Source organism: Burkholderia perseverans (genome assembly GCF_022870505.1).
Taxonomy (GTDB): Bacteria; Pseudomonadota; Gammaproteobacteria; order Burkholderiales; family Burkholderiaceae; genus Burkholderia; species Burkholderia plantarii.
This window is the reverse complement of record NZ_CP045094.1, coordinates 2,215,829-2,240,498: the sequence shown is the minus strand read 5'-3', so window position 1 is coordinate 2,240,498 and position 24,670 is coordinate 2,215,829. Positions and strand designations below refer to the sequence as shown.

Below are 24,670 nucleotides of genomic sequence, written 5' to 3'. Positions count from 1 at the left end.
CATGAACCTACTCATCATTGGACTCGGCTACGCAGGCACGCGCTTTCTCAATGCATTTCTCTCCGTCGACAGTCTGACTATCGAGGGAGGGTTGCGTCCGGCATACGTCGGACGACGCGCGGGAAAACGCGATATTCCTTATTTTTCCGACGTGCCGTCGGCGTTGGCGCAATGGCGTCCTGAAATCGTAGTCGTCGCCGTGACGGATGGCGAGCATGCGGGTGTGCTGGCGCAACTGGCCGGCTACCCTGGCTTTGTCATATGCGAGAAGCCACTGGCGAATTCGGGCGACGATCTCTCGAGCACCACTCGCGCGCTCGATCGTGTATCGGGCTTTTGCCTGAATCTGGTGGAACGCTATTCCGAGGCAGCGCAATTTCTGAAGCAGTACGTCCACGATCATCGTCTCTCGCTGATCCGTAGTCATTTCATCTGGGGCAAGGACCGAATTCACGATCATCGGCCGACGTGCGGTGTGCCGAGCGAAATCATCCACGCACTGGACCTGGTGAACTGGATTGCGGCGCCGGAAAAACAGCTCGTTCTTGAAGATGCGATAGGCACGACGTCGAATTTTTCGGTGTCAGGTGACGCGGTGCTCGATAGCGTTGCCATTGTCGCGAGGCTGGGCACTTCGGTCGTCAGCGGTTACAGCAGCTTCGTCAACATCACGCGACAGCGCACGCTCGATTTTGCCCTGGGTTCGCCGGACGGAAAGTTGATATATGCGCAACTGATCTTCGATACGCCGAGTTGGGATATCGATCATCTTCGAATCTGGGAACGCACGCACGCGGAGGATCGCGTCCTCGCGGCGTTCACGACGTCGTTTCCCGATTCGCCACCAAGTTTGCTGACCATCCAGAAGCTGCGGAGGTTGGTGCTCGACGTGCTCGGTTTTGCGGGACATGGCATCTGCCCGCGGCAAGCTTTTGCCGATCTGTCGTCTGCCGTGGCAATTCAAGTGCTGTTGAACCAGATCGAGCACACCGCGCGCACCACCGGACCAGTGAAATACGTCCTCACGGCGGCTCGTCCGATAGTCGCCAGCGATGGGGATCTGGAGCGCCTCGGCTAGGCGCATGGCACAACAACGAAGCCACAGCCCGGAGCGTATCGACCAATGAGCGCCATCTTCATCCTCGCCGCCGGCATGTTCGCGCTGGGCCTCGACGCCTATGTCGTCGCCGGGTTGCTGCCCGGCATCACCAGCGCCTTTGGCATCGACGCCGCCGAAGCGGGACAGGCCGTCAGCGTCTTCACGTTCTGTTACGCCGCCGCCGCGCCGATGTTCGCGACGCTGCTGGCGGGCAAGCCGGTGCGCCGCGTGCTGGTGACGGCGCTGGCCATCTTCGCGGCCGCCAATGCCGCGAGCGCGTTATCAAGCAGCTTCGCGATGCTGCTCGCGGCACGCGCGGTGGCCGGGCTCGGCGCGGGGCTTTTTTCGCCCGTGGCGGTGGCCGCGGCCGCCGCGCTGGTGCCGCCGGAGCGCAAGGGCCGCGCGCTCGGTCTGACGCTGGGCGGGATGAGTACCGGCACCGTGGTGGGCGTTCCGATCGGCTTGTGGATCAGCGCGCAGGCGGGATGGCGCGCCACGCTCTGGCTGGTGACCGGGGTCGGCCTGATCGCGCTGCTGGGCGTGTTGCGCAAGCTGCCGAACCTGCCGGTGGCACCGCCGCCGTCGCTTGCCGAGCGGCTCGCCATGCTCACGCATCGACGGGTCGCCGCCATCGCGGGCATTTCGTTCCTGACCGCCGTCGCGAGCCTCGGCCTCTACACCTATGTCTCGCCGATGCTCGCGGCGCTGACAGGGACGACCCACATCACGCCGTTTCTCTGGTTCTGGGGCCTGGGCGGACTCGTCGGCAGCTTCTGCATCGGCCCGCTCATCGATGGAACGCGCCGCCCGGCATGCCTGCTCGCGATCATCCTCGCGCTGCTGACGCTGGCCTTGGCCAGCATCCCGACGCTGGCAGCTTGGGGCGCGCTGGCCTTCGTGCCGTTCCTGATCTGGGGCGCGGCGGGCTGGTCGTCACTTGCACCGCAGCAGCACATGTTGCTTGAACTGCAACCGCAACACGGCGCCGTGGCGGTGGCGGTCAACAGTTCCTGCAACTATCTCGGCAGCGCGGCCGGAACCGTGCTCGGCGGCGTGCTGATCACGCTCGGCGCCAATCCGGCCGCCTTGCCTTATGACGCGGCGGCCGTGTCCGGTGTGGCGCTGCTCGCGCATCTGTTCAAGCAGATGGCCATGCGGCGGCGCCGCACGGCGTCGTAGCCTCGATGCGCGAGCCCGCGATTCGCCGGGTTTGCCGTCGTGGATCTGCCACGCGGTTGCGGCTTTGCCCGTTGATCCATCATCCAGCTGCGGGGCACGACTTCCGCTCGGGTTTCAACCGCCCAAATCCATCTCCCCACCCGGACGCGTCGCCGCGAGAATCCAGTCGATCACCGCGCGCACGTCCTCGCGCGGCGCCAGCTCGGCCTGATGGAGCCAGTAGGCGTGACCGCTCGCGCGCGGCGCGGCGGCGTCGCCGATCGCCACCAGCCGGCCGTCGGCGAGCAGCGGCTCGACCAGCGCGATACGGCCGAGCGCGATGCCGCGCCCGGACAGCGCGGCCTGGATCACCTGGTCGTACTGGTTGAAGCGCAGCATGCCGCGCGCATGCGCGGTGTCGAGGCCGAGCGCGCCGAGGTGGTCGGCCCATTGCAGCAGCGGGCGGCGCGCGCCGTCGAATTCGAGCAGCACGTGGCGCGCCAGCGTGTCGGCGTCGAGCGTCGTGACGCCGAGCGAGGGCGGCGCGACCGGCACGATGGTCTCGTCGAACAGCCGCACCGAGGTGGCCGGCGCATGATCGGCCGCCGCGTAGCGGATCGCCAGGTCGATGCCCTCGGCGCGCAGGTCGAGCAGCTTGTCGGTGGCCGCCACGCGCAGATCGACGCCGGGGTGGATGCGCTGCAGCTCGCCGAGCCGCGGCAGCAGCCACAGGCTCGCCACGCCGATGCTGGCCGTGATCGTCACGGGCTGGCGCACCTTCGGATGGGTCAGCGCCTCGATGGTGTCCTGCAGCTGGCGCACCGCGCCGTCGGCTGCGCGAAACAGCCGCTCGCCCTCGGGCGTAAACGAGATCGAACGATAGCCGCGATGGAACAGGCGGATCCCGAGCGCTTCCTCCAGCGCGTTGACCTGCCGGCTCACGGCCGATTGCGTGAGACACAGATCCTGGGCGGCGAGCGTGATGCTCATGCGGCGGCCGACGGCCACGTAGCCGCGCATCAAATCGAGCGAAGGGAGTTTGATGAGCTGGGCTGTCATGCGTGTGCCTCATCCGAGTGATGCGAGAAGATTGATTGAGTTATCCGGGGTGGTCAAGTGCAATAACGGTCAGGAAGCCTGCCCCGATTGATCGGAATAGGCTCGACATGCACCAGGTGCATGTGATGGAAACAACCGCCCCGATTGGACATATGCACGACATGGATACCTCCCCTGCAGGCCCCGAAGCGGTCACCATCACCGCCGCCGACGGTTATCCGATCCACGGTTTCGTCTGGCGCCATGCGGCGGCGCCGGACCCGATCGCGCCGCGCCCGGTGGTGATCGTCAACGCGGCCACCTCGGTGCGCTGCCGCTACTACTTTCGTTTCGCGGCCTGGCTGTTCAGCCACGATTGCGACGCCGTGGTGTACGACTATCGCGGCATCGGCGAATCGCGCCCGCGCGCGCTGCACCAGCTCGACGCGAGCTGGCTCGACTGGGGCGAGCGCGATACCGAGGCGGTGCTCGGCTACGTGGCGGCCGCGTTTCCGGACCAGCCGATCGACGTGGTGGCGCACAGCATCGGCGGCTTCGCGCTCGGGCTCGCGCCGTCGAACCATCTGGTGCGCCGCGTCTTCACGATGGGCGCGCAGTATGCGCACTGGCGCGATTACGCGCCGCGCAGCATGGTGTCGATGCTCTGGAAATGGCATGTGGTGATGCCGCTGCTGACCGCGCTGTGCGGCTATTTCCCGGCGCGCCGGCTCGGCTGGATGGAGGACACGCCGCGCGGCGTGGCGCTGTCGTGGAGCCGCAGTCGCGGCGCGTTCGAGGAAACCTACCGGCACGCGCCGATCCGGCGCAGCGACGCCGAGCGCGGCGCGCTGGTGCGGCGCTTCGCGGCGCTGCGCGCGCCGATTCTGGCGGTCAGCGTCAGCGACGACCCGTTCGGCACGATCGCGGCGATCGAGCGGCTGCTGCGGTATTTCACGCATAGCCGCGTTACGCATCTGCGGCTGACGCCGGCGCTGGCCGGTGAGACCGCGATCGGCCATTTCGCGTTCTTTCACAGCCGCTTCGAGGCGAAGCTCTGGCCGCTCGTGCTCGAATGGCTCAAGTGCGGCCGGCTCGCGGCCGAGGTGCCGGGGCGCATCGTGTCCGAGCGCGAGGCGGCCGGGGTGGGCGACGAGGACGGGCCGGCCACGGCCAAGCATGAGGTGGTGTTGTTGTAGGGGGGCGTTGGTGTTCGGGGTGGTGTGGTTGTGCCGGGCGGTTCGATGTGAGAGGCGGGATCGTGCCGATGGCGGCGGTCCGGCTTCGCGTTTCCTTCAATTCGTGCGAGCGGTGGCGCCGTGATACCTCCGCCCCGTCCGGGCATCCCGTCCGCCCACTTGCGCTGCCTCGCGGCAACGGAAATAATCGCGAGGCGCCGCGCCCTGGGGCGTTGTCGAACCAGCCCCTGGCGAAGCCCGCGCACCGCGGAGCCGATGAATCGAAGACTACGAATCGATGCGCCCGCGTTGCCGGGCCGCGATCCATCAAGCTCGTCTGAATGCCACGGCCTTCAACTCCAGTGGTACCGGTGCATCAGGTAGTGGCTGATATCCCGGCGCGTTTCCTGTACCGACATGTACCCCATTGACGGCAGCCATTCCGTCTTGAAGCTGCGGAACAGCCTTTTCATCGGGGAGTCGACGCTCCCAACAATTTCCTCGACGGCTCATGCTCTGCCGTATCCGATAGCGCCAGAGACGCTGACGGAATTTCCGACTTGGCATATTGGCCGCCTTGATACGAGTGAAACAGCGAGCCTTGCGGTCGACCTCGCTGCTCATAGACGCGGTAGCCTTTTCCCTGACGTTGCTACTGGAACGCCAAACCTGCTCGCTGCTTCGTGCTGCCCAACGGATTCAGCAAGCCTGACAACCTCGATCTTGAACGCTTCCGTGTATTGCCGTTTCGGTACTGACTTTTCTGACATGCAACCCTCAGTACATACAGGAAATTAACGAACTTTCTGCTGTACGCGAAATCTAGGCGGGGGTCAGTGATGTGCAGTCTCGGACGATTGGTCGAGTGTGCGCATTAACGTGACGAACGCGAGCGCATAAAGCATGGCCGCGATGAAGAACGGCAGCCCGAGATAGTGAGCCGGCGCGGTGCTGCTCTGCACGTAATGCAGCATCGCCGCCCCGAACAAAGGCGCGATGGTGGCCGCGAGCTCCATCAGGCACACCATCGCACCAAGATACTCGCCCTGCCGGCTCGGTCCCGCCTCGATCGACACCAGCGCCCGCATCGCCGGATCGTTGATCAGGGCCAGGGAGTGCATCACGATCGCGATCGCCATCATCGTGACCGAGGCGGCGAAGCCGTATGCGATGTAGGCAGCGATGAACAGCAGGTACCCGAGCAGCGCCGTTCGCCGCTCGCCGCAGCGGGCCACCACGTGACGCATCACGAAGGTCTGGGTGAGCGTGATGCCGAGCCCGAGCGCGCCGAGCGCGATGCCGTTCTCGCGAGAGCCCCAGCCGAAGCGCAACTCGTTGCTGAGCACGAAGCAGGCAAGGAAGATCCCGTAGGCCGTCATGCCGAAGCAGGCGGCGATCACGATGCGTCTGAGCGTTGCGTTGTTCCGCAGCAAGCGCATGCTGCCGAGCGGGTTGGCCCGGGATACCGAGAACGGCACACGCAGCTCGGGCGGATGGCTTTCGGGCAACCACAGCAAGGCGCTCAGCACGTTGACGGCCGCCAACACGCTGGTGACGACGAAGGGCACGCTAGCGCCGAAGGTGCCGAGCAGGCCGCCGCAAGCGGGGCCGGCCACCAGCCCGAGCCCGACCATGCCGCCCATCAGCCCGAAACGGGCCGCGCGTCGCTCGGGCGTGGTGATGTCGGCCAGGTAGGCGGTGGCCACCGACGCGCTGGCGGCGGTCGCGCCGGCGCACAGGCGGCCGGCCAGCAGCCAGCCGAAGCCCGCTGCGAACGCCAGCATCAGGTTGCTCGCGAGCGCGCCGCCCAGCGCAATCATCATGACGGGGCGCCTGCCCCATGCATCGCTGGCAGCACCGAGCAGGGGCGCGAACACGAACTGCATCAGCGAATAGCAGGCCACCAGCACGCCGAGAAACAGCGTGCCGGCCTCGCGCCCGCCCATCACGGCCGATACCTGGTCGGGCAGCACGGGGATCGCGATCCCGAAACCGAGTGCATCGAGCGCCAGCGTGATCATGATCACCGAGACCCGGGCCGTCTCGCGCGCGCCTTGCGCCGGCTTGCCGGCGAGTCGGCCCGGCCCGGCCGGGATGGTGCAATCCTCGACCGTCATCGCGCACCTCCCGCGTCGAGCGCCGCGCGCAGCGGCGAGGCGACGGCGCCGACCCATTGCTCCATCAGGCAGGAGAAATGGTCGCCCGGCACCGTGACGGCACGCACCGGCTGCGTCGTGAAGTGCTCCCAGCCCCAGCCTTCGGTGTCGCGTATCTCGGGCAGGTTCATGCCTTCCGGCATCGGCTCGGCCGCCTTGAACAGCAGCACCGGCAGCGACAGCGGCAGCTTCGGCGGGTCGTACTTCGGCCCGAGGTCGGCGGCCGCGCGATACACGTTGAAGAGGCCGCGGATCGCCCCGCCGTCCGTCTGCGCGTGGATGACACCATGCTGCTCGAGGCGCGCCTCGATCTCGGCGAGCTGCTGTTCGAGCGTGAGCTCGCGCAACTGCTCGGCGCTCGCGCCGGCCAGGATTTCCGGCTTGCCGGTGTAGTACGCGAAGATGCTGAGGATCACCTCGGTCACCACGCAATCGTCGATGCGCGTGGTGGTGGTGTAGGGCGGCGCGGCGGAATCGAACAGCGCGAGCAAGCCGACCTGGTCGCCGGCGGCCAGCAACTGGCATGCCATTTCGTAGGCGACCTTGCCGCCGAGCGAGTGGCCGCCGATGTGATACGGCCCGTTCGCCTGGATCGACTTCATGCAGGCAATGTAGTGCGCCGCCATCTGTTCGACCGAGCCGTGAGGCTCGGCGACGCCATCGAGTCCCAGGCATTGCAGCCCGATGAACGGCCGATCCTTGCCGAGTGCCTCGCTGAGCGGCAGCAGCTGGGTGACGTTGCCGCCCATGCCGGGCACGCAGAAGAACGGCAGCTTCGAGCCGGCGCGATTCAGCGGCACGATGCAGTAGCGGATCGCCGGATCATCCGAGCGGGCCGGTCCCCCCGCGTTGCGCGGCTTGTCTTGCCCGGTCTCGATCGACGCGGCAATTCGAGCGACGGTCGGCATGTCGAGGAACTCGGCGAGCGTCAGGCAGTGATCGTAGCGTTCGCGGACTCGCGAGATCAACTGGGTGGCGAGCAAGGAGTGGCCGCCGAGCTCGAAGAAATCGTCGTCGGCCGTGAGCGCGTCGACGCCGAGCATGTCGCGCCAGAGCCGCGAGACAAACGCCTCGACCGTCTCGACACCGTCGTCCTGGCGGCTTTCGCCCGCGCGCGCGCCGCTGTCCGCATGGCGCTGGCCCAACTCGCGCTCGAACAGGCGCTCGATCGACCCATACTTGCTGACCGTGACCTGCGCCTCGCCGCTGGCGGCGGCCAGCGCGAAGAGCGCACGCCCCTCCTGGTTGGACAGCCCGCGGATCGGGGCCGCCGTGCCCTTGCCGGTCTTCGCGGCCCGCGCGGCGTAGGCGAGCGCCATGCCGGTCTCGGCCCAGGCATCCCAGTTCACCGACACGGCCCGGAAGCCGCGCCGGCGCAGGTGGCGAGCGCTGGCGTCGAGGCTGGCATTGGCCGCGCTGTAATCGGCCTGGCCCAGGCCACCGAGCACCGAGGCCAGCGAGGAGCACAACAGCACGAAATCAGGCGTGCTATCGCCGAGTTGCGCGACCAGGTGCCGGGTGCCGTCGACCTTGGGGCCGAGCACGCGGCGCCATGCTTGCGGCGTGCCGCTTCCGAGCAGGCCGCTGGCTTCCAGGCCGGCTGCATGGGCAATCCCGTTGATCTCGCCGAAACGGGCCCGCGCCGCGGAGAATGCCTGCGCGCTCTGCTGCGCGTCGCCGATGTCGGCCTGCAGCACCAGCACCTCGGCGCCGGCCTGTTCGAGCGCGGCCACGCGCTGGCGCCGCGCATCCGCTCGGGTGTCGGTGGCGTGGCGGCCATCGAGGCCCGAGCGGCTGACGAGGGCGAGCTTCACCTCCCGTGCCGCGGTGGCGAGATGGCAGGCAATCTCGTAGCCGATGCCGTCGAGGCCGCCGGTGACCAGATAGGTGCCGCCGTCGCGCACCGCCAGGCTTTCGCCGTCGCTCTCGATCGGCACGTAGCGCACCGTCTGACGCTGGCCGGCCGCGAATGCGAGGGTGGTCGCCGCGGCCTGCTCGCGCGGCGCGGTGGCATGCGCGAGTTCGTCGGCCAGGGCCGTCAGCGTGGCGTCGCTGTCGTCGTCCCGATCCAGATGGCGCACCAGCAGCTTTGGGAATTCCCAGTTGACCGCCTGCAACAGCCCGGCCATGGTGGCGGCGCCGTCGTCGGCTAGCTCCGCCGTGCGCCAGCCGCGCGTGACGAGCGTCAGCGTCGCCGCGAGGTGGTGCGCACCGAGTGCCTGGACCAGCAGCGCCAGCCGTTCGAAGGCGTCGAGCGGATCGGCGGCCGACCAGCCGTAGACGATCTGCGACGGCGCGATCGACGCTGCGCCGAGCCACTCGACCAGACGCCGGTAGTCGTCGGCCGCGTCGGCGCGCAAGGTAAGGCAGGCGGCATCGACGTGCTCGAAGCGCTCGGCCGGCACGATCGTGACACTGCCTGCCGGCGCGCGGGCCGCGAGCCGCCCGGCCGCGGCCGTATCGTCGGCGAACACCAGCCACGGTGCATCGAGCCGCGCGCGCCCGGCGGGCGCCGCCTCGTCGCGCCAGCGCGGTACGCGGCACCAGTCCGCGAGATCGCGGCCGCGGCGCGCGTCGGGGCCGCCGCGCAGCCGGCGCAGGCTGTAGCCGCGGACTTCGGCCAGCACGACGGGGGCGCCTTGATCGCCGTCGGCCGAGAAGATCGTCACGTCGTAGCGGCCCGGCTCGGTTTCGACCACGAAGCTGTAGCACTCGGCGGTGAGCGGCGCGTAGCACTTCAGTTCGCCATAGTGGAACGGGATCGCGCCGGCATCGGGTCGCGTGCAGACGTTCAGGAACGCGGTGGCGAGGTCGAGCAGCGCCGGATGCAGGGCATGCTCGTGCAGGTCGCCGGCAAACGCCGGGTCCAGCTGCAGCCGCGCCAGGCCGTGCTTCAGGCCCTGCCGCTCGCCGAGCCAGACCGCCTGCGCCGAGTGCCAGCGCGGGCCGTATTCGGCGAAGGCGGTTGCGAAGTGCTCGCGGGCCGCGTCGAGCGCGCTCATCGCATGGCGCTCACGCAGGCCGGCGGGGCTCTCGAGCGCGGCGGCAGGCGCCGCCGAGGCGGCCACCGTGCCGGTGGCGTGCGGCAGCCATTCGTCGCCGTCGCCGCCCTCGTCGGGCTGGCGGCTTTCGAGCGTGAACTCGAGCATCGCGCCGCGCGTGGCAAAGCGCACGCGCGCCTCGCGGCACCCGCCGCGAGGCAGCACCAGGGCGGCAGGGAAATAAATGTCCGACAGCGTGAGTTCGGCCGCGCCGCGCCAGGCGGCGAACGCGCGCCGGACCAGTTCGAGGCAGCCGGTTCCCGGCAGCACCGCGTCGCCCTCGAAGATCCGGTGTTCGTCGAGGAACCAGAGCCGCTCGTGCAGCTCGCAGGTCATCACGCTGCCGCCGTTCGGCCCGTCGCCGCGCGTGAAGACCAGCGCGCCGTCGCGCGCCGCGGCATACATCGAGCCGCCCGTCGGACGGTCGAGCCAGTGCCGCGTGCGTTCGAAGGGGTAGGTGGGCAACGCGGTGCGCTTCGGCTGGTGGCCGTCATGCAGGCGTGCCCAGTCGATCGACACGCCCTGGGTCCAGAGCGTGCCGAGACTCTTCAGGAGGACTTCGTGGTCCGTCCTGCGTTCCTGGGGGTGAGGCAAGCTGGTGAGCAGACGCGCCGGCTCGAGGTCGGTGCGCCGCCGCAGCAGCGAGGTCAGCGCGCGTCCGGGGCCGACCTCGATGAGGATCGGCTCGCGCAGGGTCGACAGCAGGGTCTCGACGCCGCGGTGGAACTGCACTGGCTGGCGCGCGTGGTCGCCCCAGTAGCCGGCGTCGGCGCGGTCCGTCTCGTCGAACCAGCGGCCGCTGCGGTTCGAGATCAAGCGGATGCCGTTGCCCTTGGCGAGTGACGGGCTGGCCAGGTTGATCGGCGTGATCGCCTGCTCCATCGACGCGCTGTGGAACGCGTGCGAGGTGGCGAGGCGGCGGCAGGCCAGGCCGGTGCGCGCGCAACTGGCCTCGGCGGCCGCGATCGCGGCCTCGGGACCGGCCAGCACGTAGTATTCGACGCCGTTGACCGCGGCGATCTCGCAACCCGTCGCGAGCAGGTCGCCCAGCGCGGACTCGGGCGCTTCGACGGCCAGCATGGCGCCGGCCGGCTGGCGCTGCATCACGGCCGCGCGGCGCGCGACCAGGGCCAGCGCGTCGTCGAGATCGAGCATTTCCGCCACGCAGGCGCCCACCAGTTCGCCCAGGCTGTGGCCGATCACGGCCTTCGGCACCACGCCGTATTCGCGCAGTTGGCAGGCCATCGCGTAACTGAGCGCGAACAGGGCGGGCTGGGTGTAGCGCGTTTCGTTCAATTCGCGGCGCAGCACGGCGTCGTCGGCCGGGCCGAGCACGAAATCGCGGAGGTCGCGTTCGAGATGGCGCGCCAAGCCGTCCGCGCAGCGATCGAACGCATCGCGGAACGCGCCGCCGGCGCGATAGAGATCGGCGCCCATGCCGAGGTACTGGCTGCCCTGTCCGGGAAACAGGAACACCACCGGCGGATTGGCGCGACTCTGCGCTGCCGTGTTGCGCACCGCGAGCCGCAACGGCTCGACCAACCGGCCGTTGCCGTCGCTCAAGGCGAAGGCGCGATGTCGGTGGGCACTGCGCCCGGTCTGCATCGTATAGGCGACATCGCGCGCCGTCGCGCGGTGGCCGCTCGCCTCGGACGTGCTCGCCAGGAACTCGGCGAGCTGCTCGGCTTGCCGCGCGAGCGCCGCCGGGGTTCGGGCCGACAGCGGCACCAGTTGCGGGCCGCCGGCGTCGGGATGCCGGCGCGTGTCGCCGACCAGCGGCGCTTCCTCGACGATCAGATGCGCGTTGGTGCCGCCCACGCCGAACGCGCTGATCCCGGCGCGTCGCGGGCGATCCGCGCGGCGAGGCCAGGCGCGGGTTTGCGTCACCACCGAGAAGGGCGTGCGCTCGAAGCGGATTTCAGGGTTAGGCGTGCTGCAATTGATGCTCGGCGGCAGCGTGCCGTTCTCGAGCGACAGCACGATCTTGATCAGGCCGGCCATGCCCGCGGCGGCGTCCAGATGGCCGATATTGCCCTTCACCGAGCCGAGCGCGCATGAACCCGCAGGCAGCGGCCCGTCGACGGCCAGCTCGGTGTAGGCGTCGGTCAGCGCGCGCACCTCGATCGGATCGCCGAGCCGCGTGCCGGTGCCGTGCGCCTCGACATAGTCGATCGCGTCCGGCGCGACGCGCGCGGCACGCAGCGCGTCGCGAATCGCGGCGGCCTGGCCGGCCACGCTCGGTGCCGTGTAGCTGACCTTGTCGGCACCGTCGTTGTTGATCGCCGAGCCGCGGATCACCGCGTGGATCGTGTCGCCGTCGCGCCGCGCGGCAGTCAGCGATTTCAGCAGGACCAGGCCGCCGCCGCTGCCGTTGGTGGTGCCGCCGGCGCTGGCGTCGAACGGACGGCAGTGGCCGTCCGACGACATGATGCCGCCTTCGGCATGCAGGTAGCCGATCGCATCGGGATCGAGCGAGACCGCGCCGGCCAGCGCCATTTCGGTCTCGCCGTTGCGGATGCTCGCGCAGGCCTGGTGAATGGCGACCAGCGACGAGGAGCAGGCGGTGCTGATGCTCAGGGCCGGCCCGCGCAGATTCAGCTTGTAGGCGGTGCGGGTGGCCAGGAAATCCTTGTCGTTGCCGAACTGCAGGTGGCTCGAATCGAGGTCGAGCCGGCCGAGGTTGGGCACCACGTTCTGCATCAGGTAGTGGCTGAAGCTGCAGCTCGCGAATACGCCGACCGGACGCGAGGTGGCGTTATTGCCGTAGCCGGAGCGTTCGAGCACCTCGTGCGCCATTTCGAGGAACAGCCGCTGCTGCGGGTCCATCATCTGCGCCTCGCGCGGCGACAGGCCGAAATAGGCGGCGTCGAAATCGGGCGCCCCTTCGAGCGGCGAGACATGCCGCACGAAATTTGGATTGCGCAGCAGCACCGGGTCGACGCCCAGGGCGAGACATTCCGCCTCGCTCAGAAAGCGCCCGCCCTCGTAACCGTCCAGCAGACCGCGCCAGAACGACGGCAGGTCCGGCGCACCGGGGAAGCGGCCGGCCATGCCGATGATCGCGATGGCGCCGTGATCGACCTCGGGCGCGGCTGCGGATGTCGCCGTGAGTTCGTCCGGCAGGTCGTCGAGCAGCGCCTCGGGCGGCAGCAGCGTGTCGATCTGCGCGGCGAGCGTCGCGATGGTCGGATAGGCGAAGATGTCGGTCAGCGTGACGGCAGAGCCGAACGTCTGGACCAGTTGGCCGTGCAGGGCCACCGCGCGCAAGGAGTGGCCGCCGGCGTCGAAGAAGTTCTCGTCGTGCTCGATCGCGTCGCGCTCGAGCAGTTCGCACCACAGCGCGGCAATGCGTTCGGCGGTCGGCACGCGCGGCTCGCGCCGCGCGCCAGCGGCGCGAGCCGACGAGGCGGCAGGCGCGGCCAAGACAGAGGTGTCGGCATCATGCGACGGCCGCAGCGCGGCCAGCGCCTTCATGTCGATCTTGCCGGTGCGGCCGAGCGGCATGGCGTCGAGGAAGGTGAGGCTGGACGGCACCATCGCGGGCGGCACCTTGGCGCGCAGCGCCGCCAGCAGTTCGGCCTTGGTGCAGCTTGCGACCACGTAGGCCACCAGTTCCTTCTGGCCGTGCTGGTCGACGCGGGCCAGTGCCGCGGCCTGGCGAACGCGGGGGATCGCACTCAGCGCGTCGGCCACGGCGTCGAGTTCGATCCGGTTGCCGCGAATCTTGACCTGCCGGTCGGCGCGCCCCACGAATTCGACTCGCCCGTTGGCGATGCGGCGCACGGTGTCGCCGGTGCGGTAGAGGCGCGCGCCGGGCGCGCCGAACGGATCGGCGACGAAGGTCTGCGCGGTGCGGCCCGGCAGTCCGAGGTAGCCGAGGCCGATGCTGTCGCCGCCAAGGTACAGTTCACCGGCGTCGCCGGGCGCGACCTCGGTCAGCGTTTCATCGAGCACGTGGAAACGCAGCCCGTCGAGCGGCGCGAGCACCATGGCTGCGTTTTCCTCCCAATATTCGCACATCGACACGCAGATCGCGCATTCGGTCGGCCCATAACAATTCACCATCCGGCGCCCCGGCGCCCAGCGCCGCGCGGTCTCGGCCGGTGTCGCCTCGCCGGCCATCACGATGACTTCCAGTTCGGGCAGCGGTGCCTGGGGCATCAGGCCGAGCGCCGAAGGCACGATCGCGAGATGCGTGATGCGTTCGCGCGTGAGCCACTCGACCATCGCCGGCCCGGGCAGCAGTTGCATGCGCGAGCCGAACACCACCGTGCCGCCGGCCATCAGCGCGGGCAGCACCTCGGCCAGCACGCCATCGAAGCTCGGCGCGAAGAACTGCGCGACGCGCGACGCCGGCGTGGTGCGCATGGCCTTGCGGATGCCCACCGAGGTCGCGACGAGGTTGCGGTGCGAAAGCACGGCGCCCTTCGGCACGCCGGTCGAGCCGGAGGTGTAGATCACGCAGGCGCAGTCGTCGGGGCGCGGCGCACGCAGGCGCGGCACGCCCGCTTGCACGGTGGTGTCGAGCCGGTCCAGGTCGATCACCGGCAGCCCGAGGGTGGCCGCCATGTCGGCGAGTTCGCCGCGGCTGACGACGGCCGCCAGCGAGGCGTCGGTCACGACATGCTGGTTCCAGCCGCGATCGAGCTGGGCCGGGTCCATCGGCACGAAGGCGGCGCCGGCGCGCAGGATGCCGAGCATCGCGGTGACCATGTGCGGGTGGCTGCCTGTGAAGATGCCGACCCGCGCGCCGGCCGCGATGCCGAGCCCGTCGAGCCGCTGCGCCAGCGCGGCGGCCAGCGCGTCCATGCCGCGATAGCGGATCGCCGTGCCGTCGCGTTCGAGCGCGACGCGCTCGCCATGCTCGGCGATGGCGGGTTCGAGCAGGCTCAGCAGGGTGAGCGCGTGGTCGACCGGGCGCAGCGGGGCGGGCAGCGTGTCGGTGTCGATCGCGAGCCTGTCCCAGTGCATGTCGGGATCGCCGACCACGGCCTGCGCGAGTGCCGCGAAGTGCGCGCCGATGCGAGCCAGCTCGTCGGCATCGCATCCCGGATGGCGCGACAGCAGGCGGCACTGCACCGTGCCGCCGAGTTTCTCGACCGACATGTCGAGGTCGAGCTTGGCGTTGTCGGTGTCGATCGCGACACGGCTGACCCGCAAGGCGGTCAGCCTCGGCGCGGGTGCATCGTCCAGGTCGCAGGTGAAGCTGGTCTGGAAGATCGGGTTGCGGCCCGGGGTGCGCGGCGGGTTCAAAACCTGCACCAGCGTCTCGAACGGCAGCTCGGCATGAGCCAGCACGTCGAGGCTGAGCTGGCGAACACGCTGCAGCAGCACGCGGAAGTTGGGCACCTCATCGAAGCGCACACGCAGCGGCAAGGTGTTGACGAAGAAGCCCATCACGTGTTCGAGCGCCTCGTCATGGCGCGTCGAGACCGGAATGCCTGTCACCACGTCGGCCTGCCCGCTTTCGCGGCGCAGCAGCAGCACGTACAGCGCCGTGTAGACCACGAACGGCGTGCAGCCGGCCTCGCGCGCCAGGGCTTCGATCGCCGCGACCAGGTCGCGGCCGAGCGAGAATCGCGCCGTGCTCGACGCGGCGCGGCCCGCCTGCGCGGCCGCCGTGACGGCGGGCGTCGTCCGGCCGAGCGTGAGCGGCGCGGGCAAGGCCGCCAGCCGTTCGCGCCAGAACGCGATCTGCCGGGCATGGGCGCTGCCGCCGACGAAGGCGCGCTCGCGCGCCACGTGGGCCGCGTGGCTGGCGCTCAAGGGGGCGAGCGCCGGCGCGCGGCCGGCCGCATGCGCGTTGTAGCAGGATTCGAGATCCCGCCAGAACACGGCGAGCGACTGGCCATCGACGGCGATGTGATGGAAATTCACGCATAGCACGTGACGGCGCGCCCCCAGCTCGAACAGCGTGGCGCGAAACACCGGCCCGGCCGCGAGATCGAACGGGCGCGCGGCCTCGGCGTGAAGCAGGCCGGTCAGTGCGTCGGGATCGATGCCGAACGCCTCGATCGTGTCGATCGTGGCCGGCATCTGCGCGTGCAGCACCAGCGACGGTTCGTAGTCGACGCCGCCGTTGGCGTTCGGCAGGTTGCGCACCGACGACGAATAAGTGCTGCGCAGGATCGGATGGCGCGCCACCACGTCCCGCAGCGCGGCGCTCAGTGCCGCTCGGTTCAGCTCGCCTTCGAGCTGCAGGGCGTCCGGCAGGTTGTAGTCGCTGGCGCCCTGGCGGCTCATCGCCACGAACCACAGGCTGCGCTGGGCGAACGACAGCAGGCTGGGATCGGCGTTCGCCGCGAGATCCGCGGCGGGAGCGGCGCCCTGGGCGACGTCCGGCGCGGCTTCGAACTTCGCCGCCAGCATCTCGTCGATCGCGAGCGACGCCAGCTCGGCGATGGTCGACCGCTCGAACACCACGCTCATGTTCCAGCCGGTGCCGAACGCGCGGTTGATCTGCGAGACGAGCTTGGCGGCCGCCAGCGAGTGGCCGCCGCAATGAAAGAAGTTGTCATGCACGCCGAGCGGCACGTCGCCGAGCACCGCCTGCCAGAGCGCCAGCATGCGCGTCTCGCCCGCATTGCGCGGGGCGGCCCGTTCGGCCTGGGCGATCGAGAAATCGGGAATCGGCAGGCGCTTACGGTCGATCTTGCCGCTCGGCGTGAGCGGCAGTTCGGGCAGCCGTTCGAGCGCCACCGGCACCATGTGCGCCGGCAGGCGAGCGCGCAGATAGTCCAGCAGGGCGACGGCCGATGTCGACGACACCGCGTAGGCGATCAAGACCCGATCGTCGGAATTGGTGCCGTGCGCGATCACGGCGCTTTGCTCGACGTCGGGATGCTCGGCCAGTACGCCCTCGATCTCGCCGAGCTCGACCCGCAAACCGCGGATCTTGACCTGATTGTCGCGACGGCCCAGGAACTCGATGGTGCCGTCGGCCAGCAGGCGGCAGACGTCGCCGCTCCGGTAGATCCGCATGCTGCCCGGGCCGCTGCCCGGCACGAAGCGGCCCGCCTCGTCGAAGCCGCCCTCGATGAATTTTTCGGCGTTCAACTCCGGGCGATTCAGATAACCGTTGGCCACCGGCGTGCCGGCGATCAGCAACTCGCCCGGCAGACCGACCGGCACCAGCTGCAGCAGCGAATCGGCGACATACAGCTCGCAGCTGGACAGGGGACGGCCGATCGGCACCACGCTCGATGGCGCGAGCGCGTGCTCGGCCGGGTCGAACACCGAGCTGTCGATCGCGGCTTCGGTCACGCCATAGGAGCCGAGCACGCGCGCGTGCGGAGCGCACAAGGCCTGGGCTGCCTGCAGTTCGTGGCCGAACCAGACATCGGCGCCGCACACCAGGGTGTCGAAGCTGTCGAGCCGCTTGCCGGCCTCGTTGCAATGACGGATCAGCTGGCGCAGCACGACCGGCGGGAAATCGGCGAAGGTCACGCCTTCGGCCTCGATCAGGCGGTGCAGGGTAGCGGCTTCGAGCAGCCACTCGCGCGGGCACATGACGAGGCGCCCGCCGACGGCGAGCGCGCGGGCCACGTCGCCGACATACAGGTCGAAGGTCGGCCCCGGCAATTGCAGCGATACCAGCTGGCCGCGCTCGCCGAAGCGATAGGCGTCGCACCAGCCGAAAAACGAGGCGTGCAGGCTGCCGTGGCTGACTTCCACGCCCTTGGGCTTGCCGGTCGAGCCGGAGGTATAGATTACGTAGGCCGGGTCGTGCGGCTCGATCCGCACCGGCTCGAACACCGGCAGCGGGCCGGCATCGTCTTCGTCGATCAGCAGCACGGGCGGGACCGGCTGGCCGGCCAGTGCCGGCGCGTCGGCGCGTCGGCTGACGATCAGGGCCGGCTGGCTGTCCGCGAGCTTGTCGGCCGCGCGCTGGTCCGACGGCGCGAGCGGCAGGAATACCGCGCCCGCGCGCTCGACCGCGAGGTAGGCGATCACGTTGTCGGGCGAGTAGGACACGAAGGTCGCGACCCGCTGGCCGGGCGTGACGCCTGCCGCGCAGATGCGCGTGGCGAGCCGTTCGATGCGCGCGTCGAGTTCCCGGTAGCTGAGCCGCTCGTCGACATGCACCAGCGCCACCACCTCGGGCGTGGCGCGCGCCTGGTCGCGAATGCGCTGCGGCAGCGAGACGAAGGGCACGTCGCCGAGCGGGCGCGCCGGCCTGGCGTGGCGGCGAACCTCGGCAAGCTCGTCGGCCGACAACAGCGAGGATTGCGCGATCGGCGCCTCGGGCGCATGCAGCACGCTCGCCAGCAGTCGTTCGAAATGGCCGACGAAGCGTTCGGCGGTGCCCGCGTCGAACAAATCGGTATCGTATTCGAGCACGCCCGCGAAGCCGGTCGCGCGCTCCTCCAGCTCGAGATTGAGGTCGTATTTCGAGGTGCCGGTATCGAGCAGGCTTGCCTCGACCTCGAGGTCGTCGAGCGCGAACGCGTGCAGCGAGCCGCCGACCATGTCGAACATCACCTGGAACAGCGGCGCATGAGCGAGCGAGCGCGTCGGCCGGGCGCCATCGACGATTTCGTCGAACGACAGGTTGGCATGGTCGAAGGCGTCGAGCACGGTGTCGCGCGTCTGGGCCAGCAGCGCGCTGAAGGTGGTCGCCGGTTCGAAGTTCAGGCGCAGCGGCAACAGGTTGGAGTAGAACCCGATGCGCTCCTGGCCGAGTTTGCTGAAGCGGTTCGCGAACGGGCTGCCGATCACGATGTCGCCGGCTGACGAGTAACGGTGGAGCAGGGCGCCGAACGCCGCGAGGCCTGCCATATAGGGCGTGACGCCGGCCTTGCGGGCCAGCTTGCGAAACGGCTCGGTGAGGGCGGGATCGAGCGTGAAGCTCAGGCGCGCGCCCAGGTTGCGCGCCACGCGCGGGCGTGGCCGGTCGGTCGGAATCGCGTGCAGGGCGGGCGCATCGTCCAGGCGGGTCCGCCAGTATTCGCGTTGGAAGGCGATCTCCTCCTCGTCGGGGGTCTCGTCTTCGAGCTGGTAGTCGAGCTGCGCGAGTGCCGGCGGCTGGCCGCGACGGTAGGCGTTGTAGGCGCCGGCCAGGTCGTCGAGAAAGATCTTCAGCGACCAGCTGTCGAACACGACATGATGCACGTTCATCAGCAGCACGTGATGGGCCTCGTCGACCCGTATCAGCAGCGAGCGCATCGGCGCCTCGGTGCGCAGATCGAAGGCATGCTTGGATTCGCGCTCGATCTGCTGGTCGAGCGCCTGCGCGACGCCCTCCGGCGGCAAGGCGGCGAGATCCAGCCGGCGCAGGGCAGAGGGGGCGTGGCCGGTCTCGATCACGAGCTGGTCGCCCTCGCCGCGAAAGCGGGCACGAAGCGGGGGATGGCGCTGCGCCAGCGTCATCAAGGCGCGTTCCAGCGCGTCGGCATCGAGCCGGCCGTTCAGGCGGATGACGAACGGCACGTTGTAGGTGGCGGAAGCGATGTCGTTGCCGGCCACCAGCCACAGACGCCGTTGCGCGTCGGTCGGCTCCAGGCGGTTGGCATGGGCTGCGTCATCAAGGGCGGTGGCGAAATGATGCTCTTCGAGGTTCATGAGAGTCTGGCGTGTCGGTCGACGAAAAACGGAGCCGTTTGCTGGCAGGCACCTGGCGCGGAATGGAAATCTTGCAGAACTACGAAATAGGCGTGAAATCGACGAGCAGGATGGTGCGCATGCCCGGCAGCGCAGGGTCTTTGCATGAAACCGGGGTGACGTGGTGGCTGACCGCCTCGTCGTCGATCACGTAGCTGTCCAGTGCCTCGTGCAGCGTGAAGACCTGCAGCTGGTCGTCCGGCACGGCTTCGACGCGCCAACCCGAGAATTTGGGCGGTGCGATGTAGTTGACGCCGCCCTTGGCATTGTGGCGGCGGATCAGATGCGCGGCCGTGTAGGGCTGGCCGTCGCGATGCAAGCAGTCGGGGGTGATGCGCGCGGGTTCGGCGCCGACCGCCGTCATGCAGATCATGTGCAGGCCGCACAGCAGCGTTTCGTGCCGTTCCGGCAGCGGCGTCAGGTCGAGGTCATGCCAGATCAGCCGGTTGATCAGGCCGGTCGCGAGCACCTCCGCGCCCAGGCGGCGGAAACGGCGTACCACGCCACCGTATTCGGGCTGGTAGATCTCATCCTGCTGGTATTCGATCTCGATGCCGCCGTCCTCGGTGCGATGTCCGGGCCGCCAGGCGATCCGACGGCTCGCCAGATCGACGATGCCCTCGCAGTAGGCGCGGCGACGCCCGTCGCCGCCGAAGCGGTCGAGCGGCAATGATTCGGCATAGCGCGCAAGAAAATCGAGTTCGCCGCGCTCATCCGCCGTCAATGCGAAATCGCCGGCATCGAAACGCGCCCAGCCAAGTTCGCGCAATCGATTCCGAATTTCAATTCTCCCGAGATTCTCAATATTGAGATTTTTATGTGAAGTGATAATTGCTTGAGAAACATTTTCCATAAAATTTTAACTTCCAAAATAACAATAAGAGATTCGGCAGATTTCCGTTGGAGGCGCATTGAATCATGGTGTCAAAGTGAAGTCTGTAACTGATTTTCGGGACATTAATGAAAAATGGATTTTGTAATTTATATGTATGCGAATCATAAAAACAACATTGCCCCAGAAATGCGGGGCAGACAATTCGAGTCGATATGAAGTCAAATTCGAACCAATTCGATTTACGTCTTTTTTAAAAAAAGGAAATGCGCGATGCCGAATCCGTTTGATGATGACACTGCCGAATTCACGGTTCTGCGCAATGCCGAAGGCCAGCATTCGCTCTGGCCTGCGTTCGCCGCGCAACCGGCTGGCTGGGACCGGCGGCACGGGCCGGCTTCGCGCGCCGACTGCTTGCGTTTCGTCGAGACGCATTGGACCGATATCCTGCCCTTGAGTGGGCAACGTGATGCCGCCGCCATGACCGCGCGTGGTGACAACCCGCGGAGCCGCTGACCGTGCGCGACGATCTCTCCGTGTTCCCGGGCGTCGCGACGCCGGCGCTCGCCGTTGCCGATCCGCTTGGGTTCTGGCGCGATACGCTGGCCGGCCTGCCGCCCTGTCTGGCGCTGCCGATGGACCGCTCGCGCAGCGCGGCGAGCACGGTGTCCGGGCAGCTACGGTTTCATGTGGACGAAGTGCGCCATGCGAAGCTTTCGAGCTTGGCGCGAAGCTGCGACGTGACACGGTTCGACGTGATGCATGTCGTCATGGCGATCGTGCTGGGCGGGCTCGCCGCCGAGGCCGATCTGGCGATCGGCACGTGCGCGAGCGGTTCGCGCGGCCTCGTCGAGCCGAACCTCGTCGCGCTGCGCGTGGACCTGGCCGGCAATCCGACCGCCATCGATCTGATCCAGCGCACCGCTGCCGCCAATCACCGGGCGCTCGCGCATGCCGATATCCGCTTCGAGCAAGTAGTGGAAGCCTCGGGCGTTGAACCTGCCGGCCACCATCCGTTATTCCAGGTCATGCTGGTCATGTCGGACGATCCGACGTCGGAGCAGACGGCCTGGATCGAGCAGGGCGGCGACATCGCATTCGCACTTCACGACACACACGGCTCCCTGGCCGGCACCATCGCGTATGCGGCCCAACTCTACGATCGCGCCACGATCGAGACGCTCGGCGAACGCTTGATTGGCGTGCTCGACGCGATCACGGCGAATCCCGTGGTTCGACTTTCCGATTTACCGCTGCTCACGCCCGCGGAACACGAACGCCTGCGCGTCTGGGCGAACCCGGTGCTCGATCTCGAGGCCGCGACGCTGCCCGGGCTGTTCGAGGCACGGGTCGCGCTCATGCCCGCGGCGCCGGCCGTCAGCTTCGAAGACGAAACGATCGACTATGCGCAATTGAACGCGCGCGCTAACCGGCTCGCCCATTACTTGATCGCGCAGGGCATCGGCCCGGGCGACATCGCCGCGCTCGCCTTGCCGCGCTCGATCGCGATGATCGTCGCGATCCTTGCCGTCACCAAGACGGGCGCGGCATACCTGCCGCTCGATCCGGACTATCCCGCCGAGCGCCTGCAATACATGGTGGACGATGCGCGGCCCAGGGCCGTGGTCACGCTGTCCGGGGTCGCCGTCGCGGAGGCGGCACGCGCCATCCGGATCGCACTCGACGACCCGGCCACGGCAGCCGAGCTCGCGAGCATGTCGGCCGACAATCCTGGCGCCTCCCGGCCCGACATCGGCCCGGTACCGAACCACACCGCCTATGTGATCTACACCTCGGGATCCACCGGCAAGCCCAAGGGCGTGATGGTCTCGCATCGCAACGTCACGAGACTGTTCGCGGCGACGAGCGCCGAGTTCGGCTTCGGCGCCGATGATGTCTGGACGATGTTCCACTCCTACGCGTTCGACTTTTCCGTCTGGGAGATCTGGGGAGCGCTGCTGCACGGCGGGCGCCTCGTGGTCGTGCCTTATCTGCTTAGCCGTTCGCCCTCGGCCTTCCTGCAGTTGCTCGCGCAGGAGCGCGTCAGCGTGCTGAACCAGACGCCGTCCGCGTTTTACCAACTGGCCGAGGAAATGCGTGCGCAGGGCGTCGCTGCACCGCCCGCGCTGCGCTACGTGGTGTTCGGCGGCGAGGCGCTCGAGACGGCCTTGCTGCGCGACTGGTACGAACGCCATGCCGACGGTGGCCCGCGGCTCGTCAACATGTACGGCATCACGGAAACGACCGTGCATGTGACCTACGTCGCGCTCGACGCCGGCCAACTCGACGCGGCCGGCAACAGCCCGGTGGGGCGGCCGATCGCCGACCTCAATGTGCATCTGCTCGACGCATACCTGAATCCGGTGCCACCCGGCACGATCGGCGAGCTGTATGTGTCCGGCGCCGGGCTCGCGCATGGTTACCTGAATCGCCCGGGCATGAGCGCCAGACGCTTCATTGCCTGCCCGTTCGGGCCGCCTGGCAGCCGCATGTATCGCAGCGGCGATCTTGCGCGCTGGCGCGCCGACGGCACGCTCGACTACCTCGGGCGCGCTGACGACCAGGTCAAGATTCGCGGTTTCCGCATCGAACTGGGTGAAATCGAGGCGGCGCTGGCCGGTGCGCCGGGTGTCGCCCATGCTCGCGTCACGGTGCATCAGAGCAGCGATGGCGACCGGCGCCTGGTCGCTTACGTGGTGCCGAAGGACGCAGCGGTGCTCGACACGGCTTCAGTCGCTCGCCATGCTGCCGACGTGTTGCCGGTGTTCATGCTGCCGGCGGCGGTGATCGGACTCGAGCGCCTGCCTTTGACCGCCAATGGCAAGCTCGACCGCGCTCGTCTTCCGAAGCCCGAGTTCGACGCCGGCGGCAACCCGACGCGCGAGCCGAGCGGTGAAGCGGAACTGGCGATCGCCGCGCTGTTCTGCAAGGTGCTGGAGCTGCCGCGGGTCGGTGCCGACGTGAGTTTCTTCGAAATCGGCGGCCACTCCTTGCTCGCGATGAAACTCGTCAGCCAGGTCCGAACGACCTTGCGCAAGCGGATTTCGATGCGCGACGTATTCGACAAGCCGACGGTTGCGCTGCTCGCGCCGCTGATCTTTTCGTCCGGTGAGCCGGGACGGGACAAGGCGGTGGGGCGCTGATGCAGACTGCTTATGATGTTCGCCATCCGGACGTCGGCGTTACCGGGCTCTGCCTCGATGATCTGTTCGATATCGAAGATGCGCTCGGGGGGGATGCGACCACTGCGGTGGAGACCCCGAATGGTCTGCTCGCAGCCTTGCGCGCGATCGCGCCGAGCGTCGAGTCGGTCACGCCGCTTGCGCCTTCGCAACGCGACTTGTATCTGCATGCCTGTCGCGATCCGGATAACCTGACCTACATACTGGCTTATGCCCTTGCCTTGCGTGCCGATGTCGATGTCGATGTCGGCGCCTGGCGCGCGGCACTGCGCGCGGCGGAACGGCGTGCCCCGACTTTCCGCAGTCGGTATGTCGAAGTCCGGCAGGCGCTGCTCCAGATCGTCGATACCAAGGCAGTCGCGCCGCTCGAGGTGATTCGCGTGGCCGATGCGGCCGAGGCGGCAACGGCGATCGAAGCCGCGCGCAGCCGGCCGTTCGAGTTGTTCGACGGGGCGGTTCGACATCTACTGCTGCTCGGCGACGGGTTCGCGACGGCCGTGTTGGTGGCGCACCATATTGCGATCGACACCATGTCGGCGGCGCTGTTCTTCGGCGAGGTGTTCGCGGCCTCGGGCGCCGCCGAGGCCAGCGGGGCAGGGAGCACCGGCGCCGGTATCGACGAACGCTTCACCGAGTGGGCCGGGCGGGCGGCGGCGACGGTCGACAGCGCAGCCGCGATAGCCGCGTGTCGCGGTGCCTTTGCCGGCGCGCGCGCGCTGCTGCCGGTTGCGCTTGCGGGAGACGAAACGCGCAACCATGTGCGGCTCGATACCGGAAGCGTCCGCGTCCTGGCGCGCTGGTGCGCGCAAAACAAGCTGCAGTTGGCGGCGGCCCTGAAATATGCGGCAGCCCGGGTGCTGGCGGAGCAGTTCTCGCCGGGCGCGGATTTTGTGGTGTACGACGTGATCAGCGATCGCTCATTGCGGCATATGACCAGCATTGGCTGCCATTACCGCATGTTGCCCCTGGTCTTGACCCGCGAGATGCTGGCCGGCACCGATCCACGCTCGGACGCCGCCTCGTTTCAACGGTATCTGCGTGACGAAACGGCTCGATTGCCGGTCTCGATGCTGGCCGTGTCGACCTTGTCCGGCGAGCGCGGCGCGCCGGTATTTTTCAACTATTTCGACTACGCCGCCATGGCGCCGCTGCTCGAGTTGCCGGATACCGCGCATCCCGGCATGCGGCCTGCCCGCTTCGATGTGTACGACCGCATCGATGACGGCGAAACACATCTGTTGTTCTATCGCGAACACGACGGCTTCGGAATCACCGTGCGCAGCCGGCATCCCGCGATGGCCGGCCGGGCGATGGCCGAGGCGATCGCGGCACGAGTCATGAGCTGGGCCGGCGGCGCACCCGCCTGAGACGGCCCGTTCGATCGAACTT

General features: G+C 68.4%; 10 protein-coding genes and 2 pseudogenes. 6 read left to right on the top strand and 6 right to left on the bottom strand.

The genetic code is table 11. The annotated features are described in order from the left end of the window. Window position 1: 1 nt before the first annotated feature. Window positions 2–1,078, top strand: a complete 1,077-nt coding sequence (locus BpN12_RS24555; RefSeq protein ID WP_246794858.1) for a Gfo/Idh/MocA family oxidoreductase — start codon at window positions 2–4, stop codon at window positions 1,076–1,078. Between the two features lie 45 nt (window positions 1,079–1,123). Continuing rightward, a complete protein-coding gene (locus BpN12_RS24550) occupies window positions 1,124–2,278 on the top strand; it encodes an MFS transporter (protein ID WP_246794857.1) in 1,155 nt (384 codons plus the stop codon). A 114-nt stretch (window positions 2,279–2,392) separates the two neighbouring features. On the opposite strand, the gene BpN12_RS24545 is transcribed toward BpN12_RS24550, so the two are convergent. Next, window positions 2,393–3,316 (bottom strand): LysR substrate-binding domain-containing protein, encoded by a 924-nt coding sequence (locus tag BpN12_RS24545; RefSeq protein WP_246794856.1) that lies wholly within the window; start codon window positions 3,314–3,316, stop codon window positions 2,393–2,395. A gap of 107 nt (window positions 3,317–3,423) precedes the next feature. Here BpN12_RS24545 and BpN12_RS24540 point away from each other — a divergent pair, with 107 nt between their 5' ends. Then, a complete protein-coding gene (locus BpN12_RS24540) occupies window positions 3,424–4,491 on the top strand; it encodes an alpha/beta hydrolase family protein (RefSeq protein ID WP_425306321.1) in 1,068 nt (355 codons plus the stop codon). Window positions 4,492–4,829: 338 nt separating this feature from the next. Here BpN12_RS24540 and BpN12_RS24535 read toward each other — a convergent pair. The 5 genes and pseudogenes from BpN12_RS24535 to BpN12_RS24515 all read right to left on the bottom strand — a co-directional run. After that, window positions 4,830–5,095: pseudogene (locus BpN12_RS24535) on the bottom strand (IS3 family transposase); the annotation flags it as partial. Between the two features lie 16 nt (window positions 5,096–5,111). After that, a pseudogene (locus tag BpN12_RS24530) lies at window positions 5,112–5,240 on the bottom strand (transposase); the annotation flags it as partial. A 63-nt stretch (window positions 5,241–5,303) separates the two neighbouring features. Continuing rightward, window positions 5,304–6,587 carry an MFS transporter gene (locus BpN12_RS24525; RefSeq protein WP_246794854.1) on the bottom strand — a complete coding sequence of 428 codons (1,284 nt, stop codon included), beginning with the start codon at window positions 6,585–6,587 and terminating at the stop codon, window positions 5,304–5,306. Continuing rightward, on the bottom strand, window positions 6,584–19,228 hold the full coding sequence (locus BpN12_RS24520; protein ID WP_246794853.1) for a non-ribosomal peptide synthetase/type I polyketide synthase: 12,645 nt from the start codon (window positions 19,226–19,228) through the stop codon (window positions 6,584–6,586). Before BpN12_RS24520 ends, BpN12_RS24525 begins: the two co-directional genes overlap by 4 nt. A 79-nt stretch (window positions 19,229–19,307) precedes the next feature. Beyond that, window positions 19,308–20,120, bottom strand: a complete 813-nt coding sequence (locus BpN12_RS24515; protein ID WP_246794852.1) for a 2OG-Fe dioxygenase family protein — start codon at window positions 20,118–20,120, stop codon at window positions 19,308–19,310. Between the two features lie 252 nt (window positions 20,121–20,372). Between BpN12_RS24515 and BpN12_RS24510 the strand changes: the two genes are divergently transcribed. From BpN12_RS24510 to BpN12_RS24500, 3 genes are read left to right on the top strand one after another with little or no spacing between them, the layout of a single operon-like run. After that, the gene (locus BpN12_RS24510) at window positions 20,373–20,615 is read left to right on the top strand and encodes an MbtH family protein (protein WP_246794851.1); all 243 of its coding nucleotides are present in this window, start codon (window positions 20,373–20,375) and stop codon (window positions 20,613–20,615) included. A gap of 2 nt (window positions 20,616–20,617) precedes the next feature. Beyond that, a complete protein-coding gene (locus BpN12_RS24505; RefSeq protein ID WP_246794850.1) occupies window positions 20,618–23,242 on the top strand; it encodes a non-ribosomal peptide synthetase in 2,625 nt (874 codons plus the stop codon). Beyond that, window positions 23,242–24,648: a condensation domain-containing protein gene (locus BpN12_RS24500; RefSeq protein ID WP_246794849.1), complete on the top strand. Its 1,407-nt coding sequence runs from the start codon at window positions 23,242–23,244 to the stop codon at window positions 24,646–24,648. The genes BpN12_RS24505 and BpN12_RS24500 overlap by 1 nt, the downstream gene beginning before the upstream one ends. The last annotated feature ends 22 nt before the right edge of the window (window positions 24,649–24,670 follow it).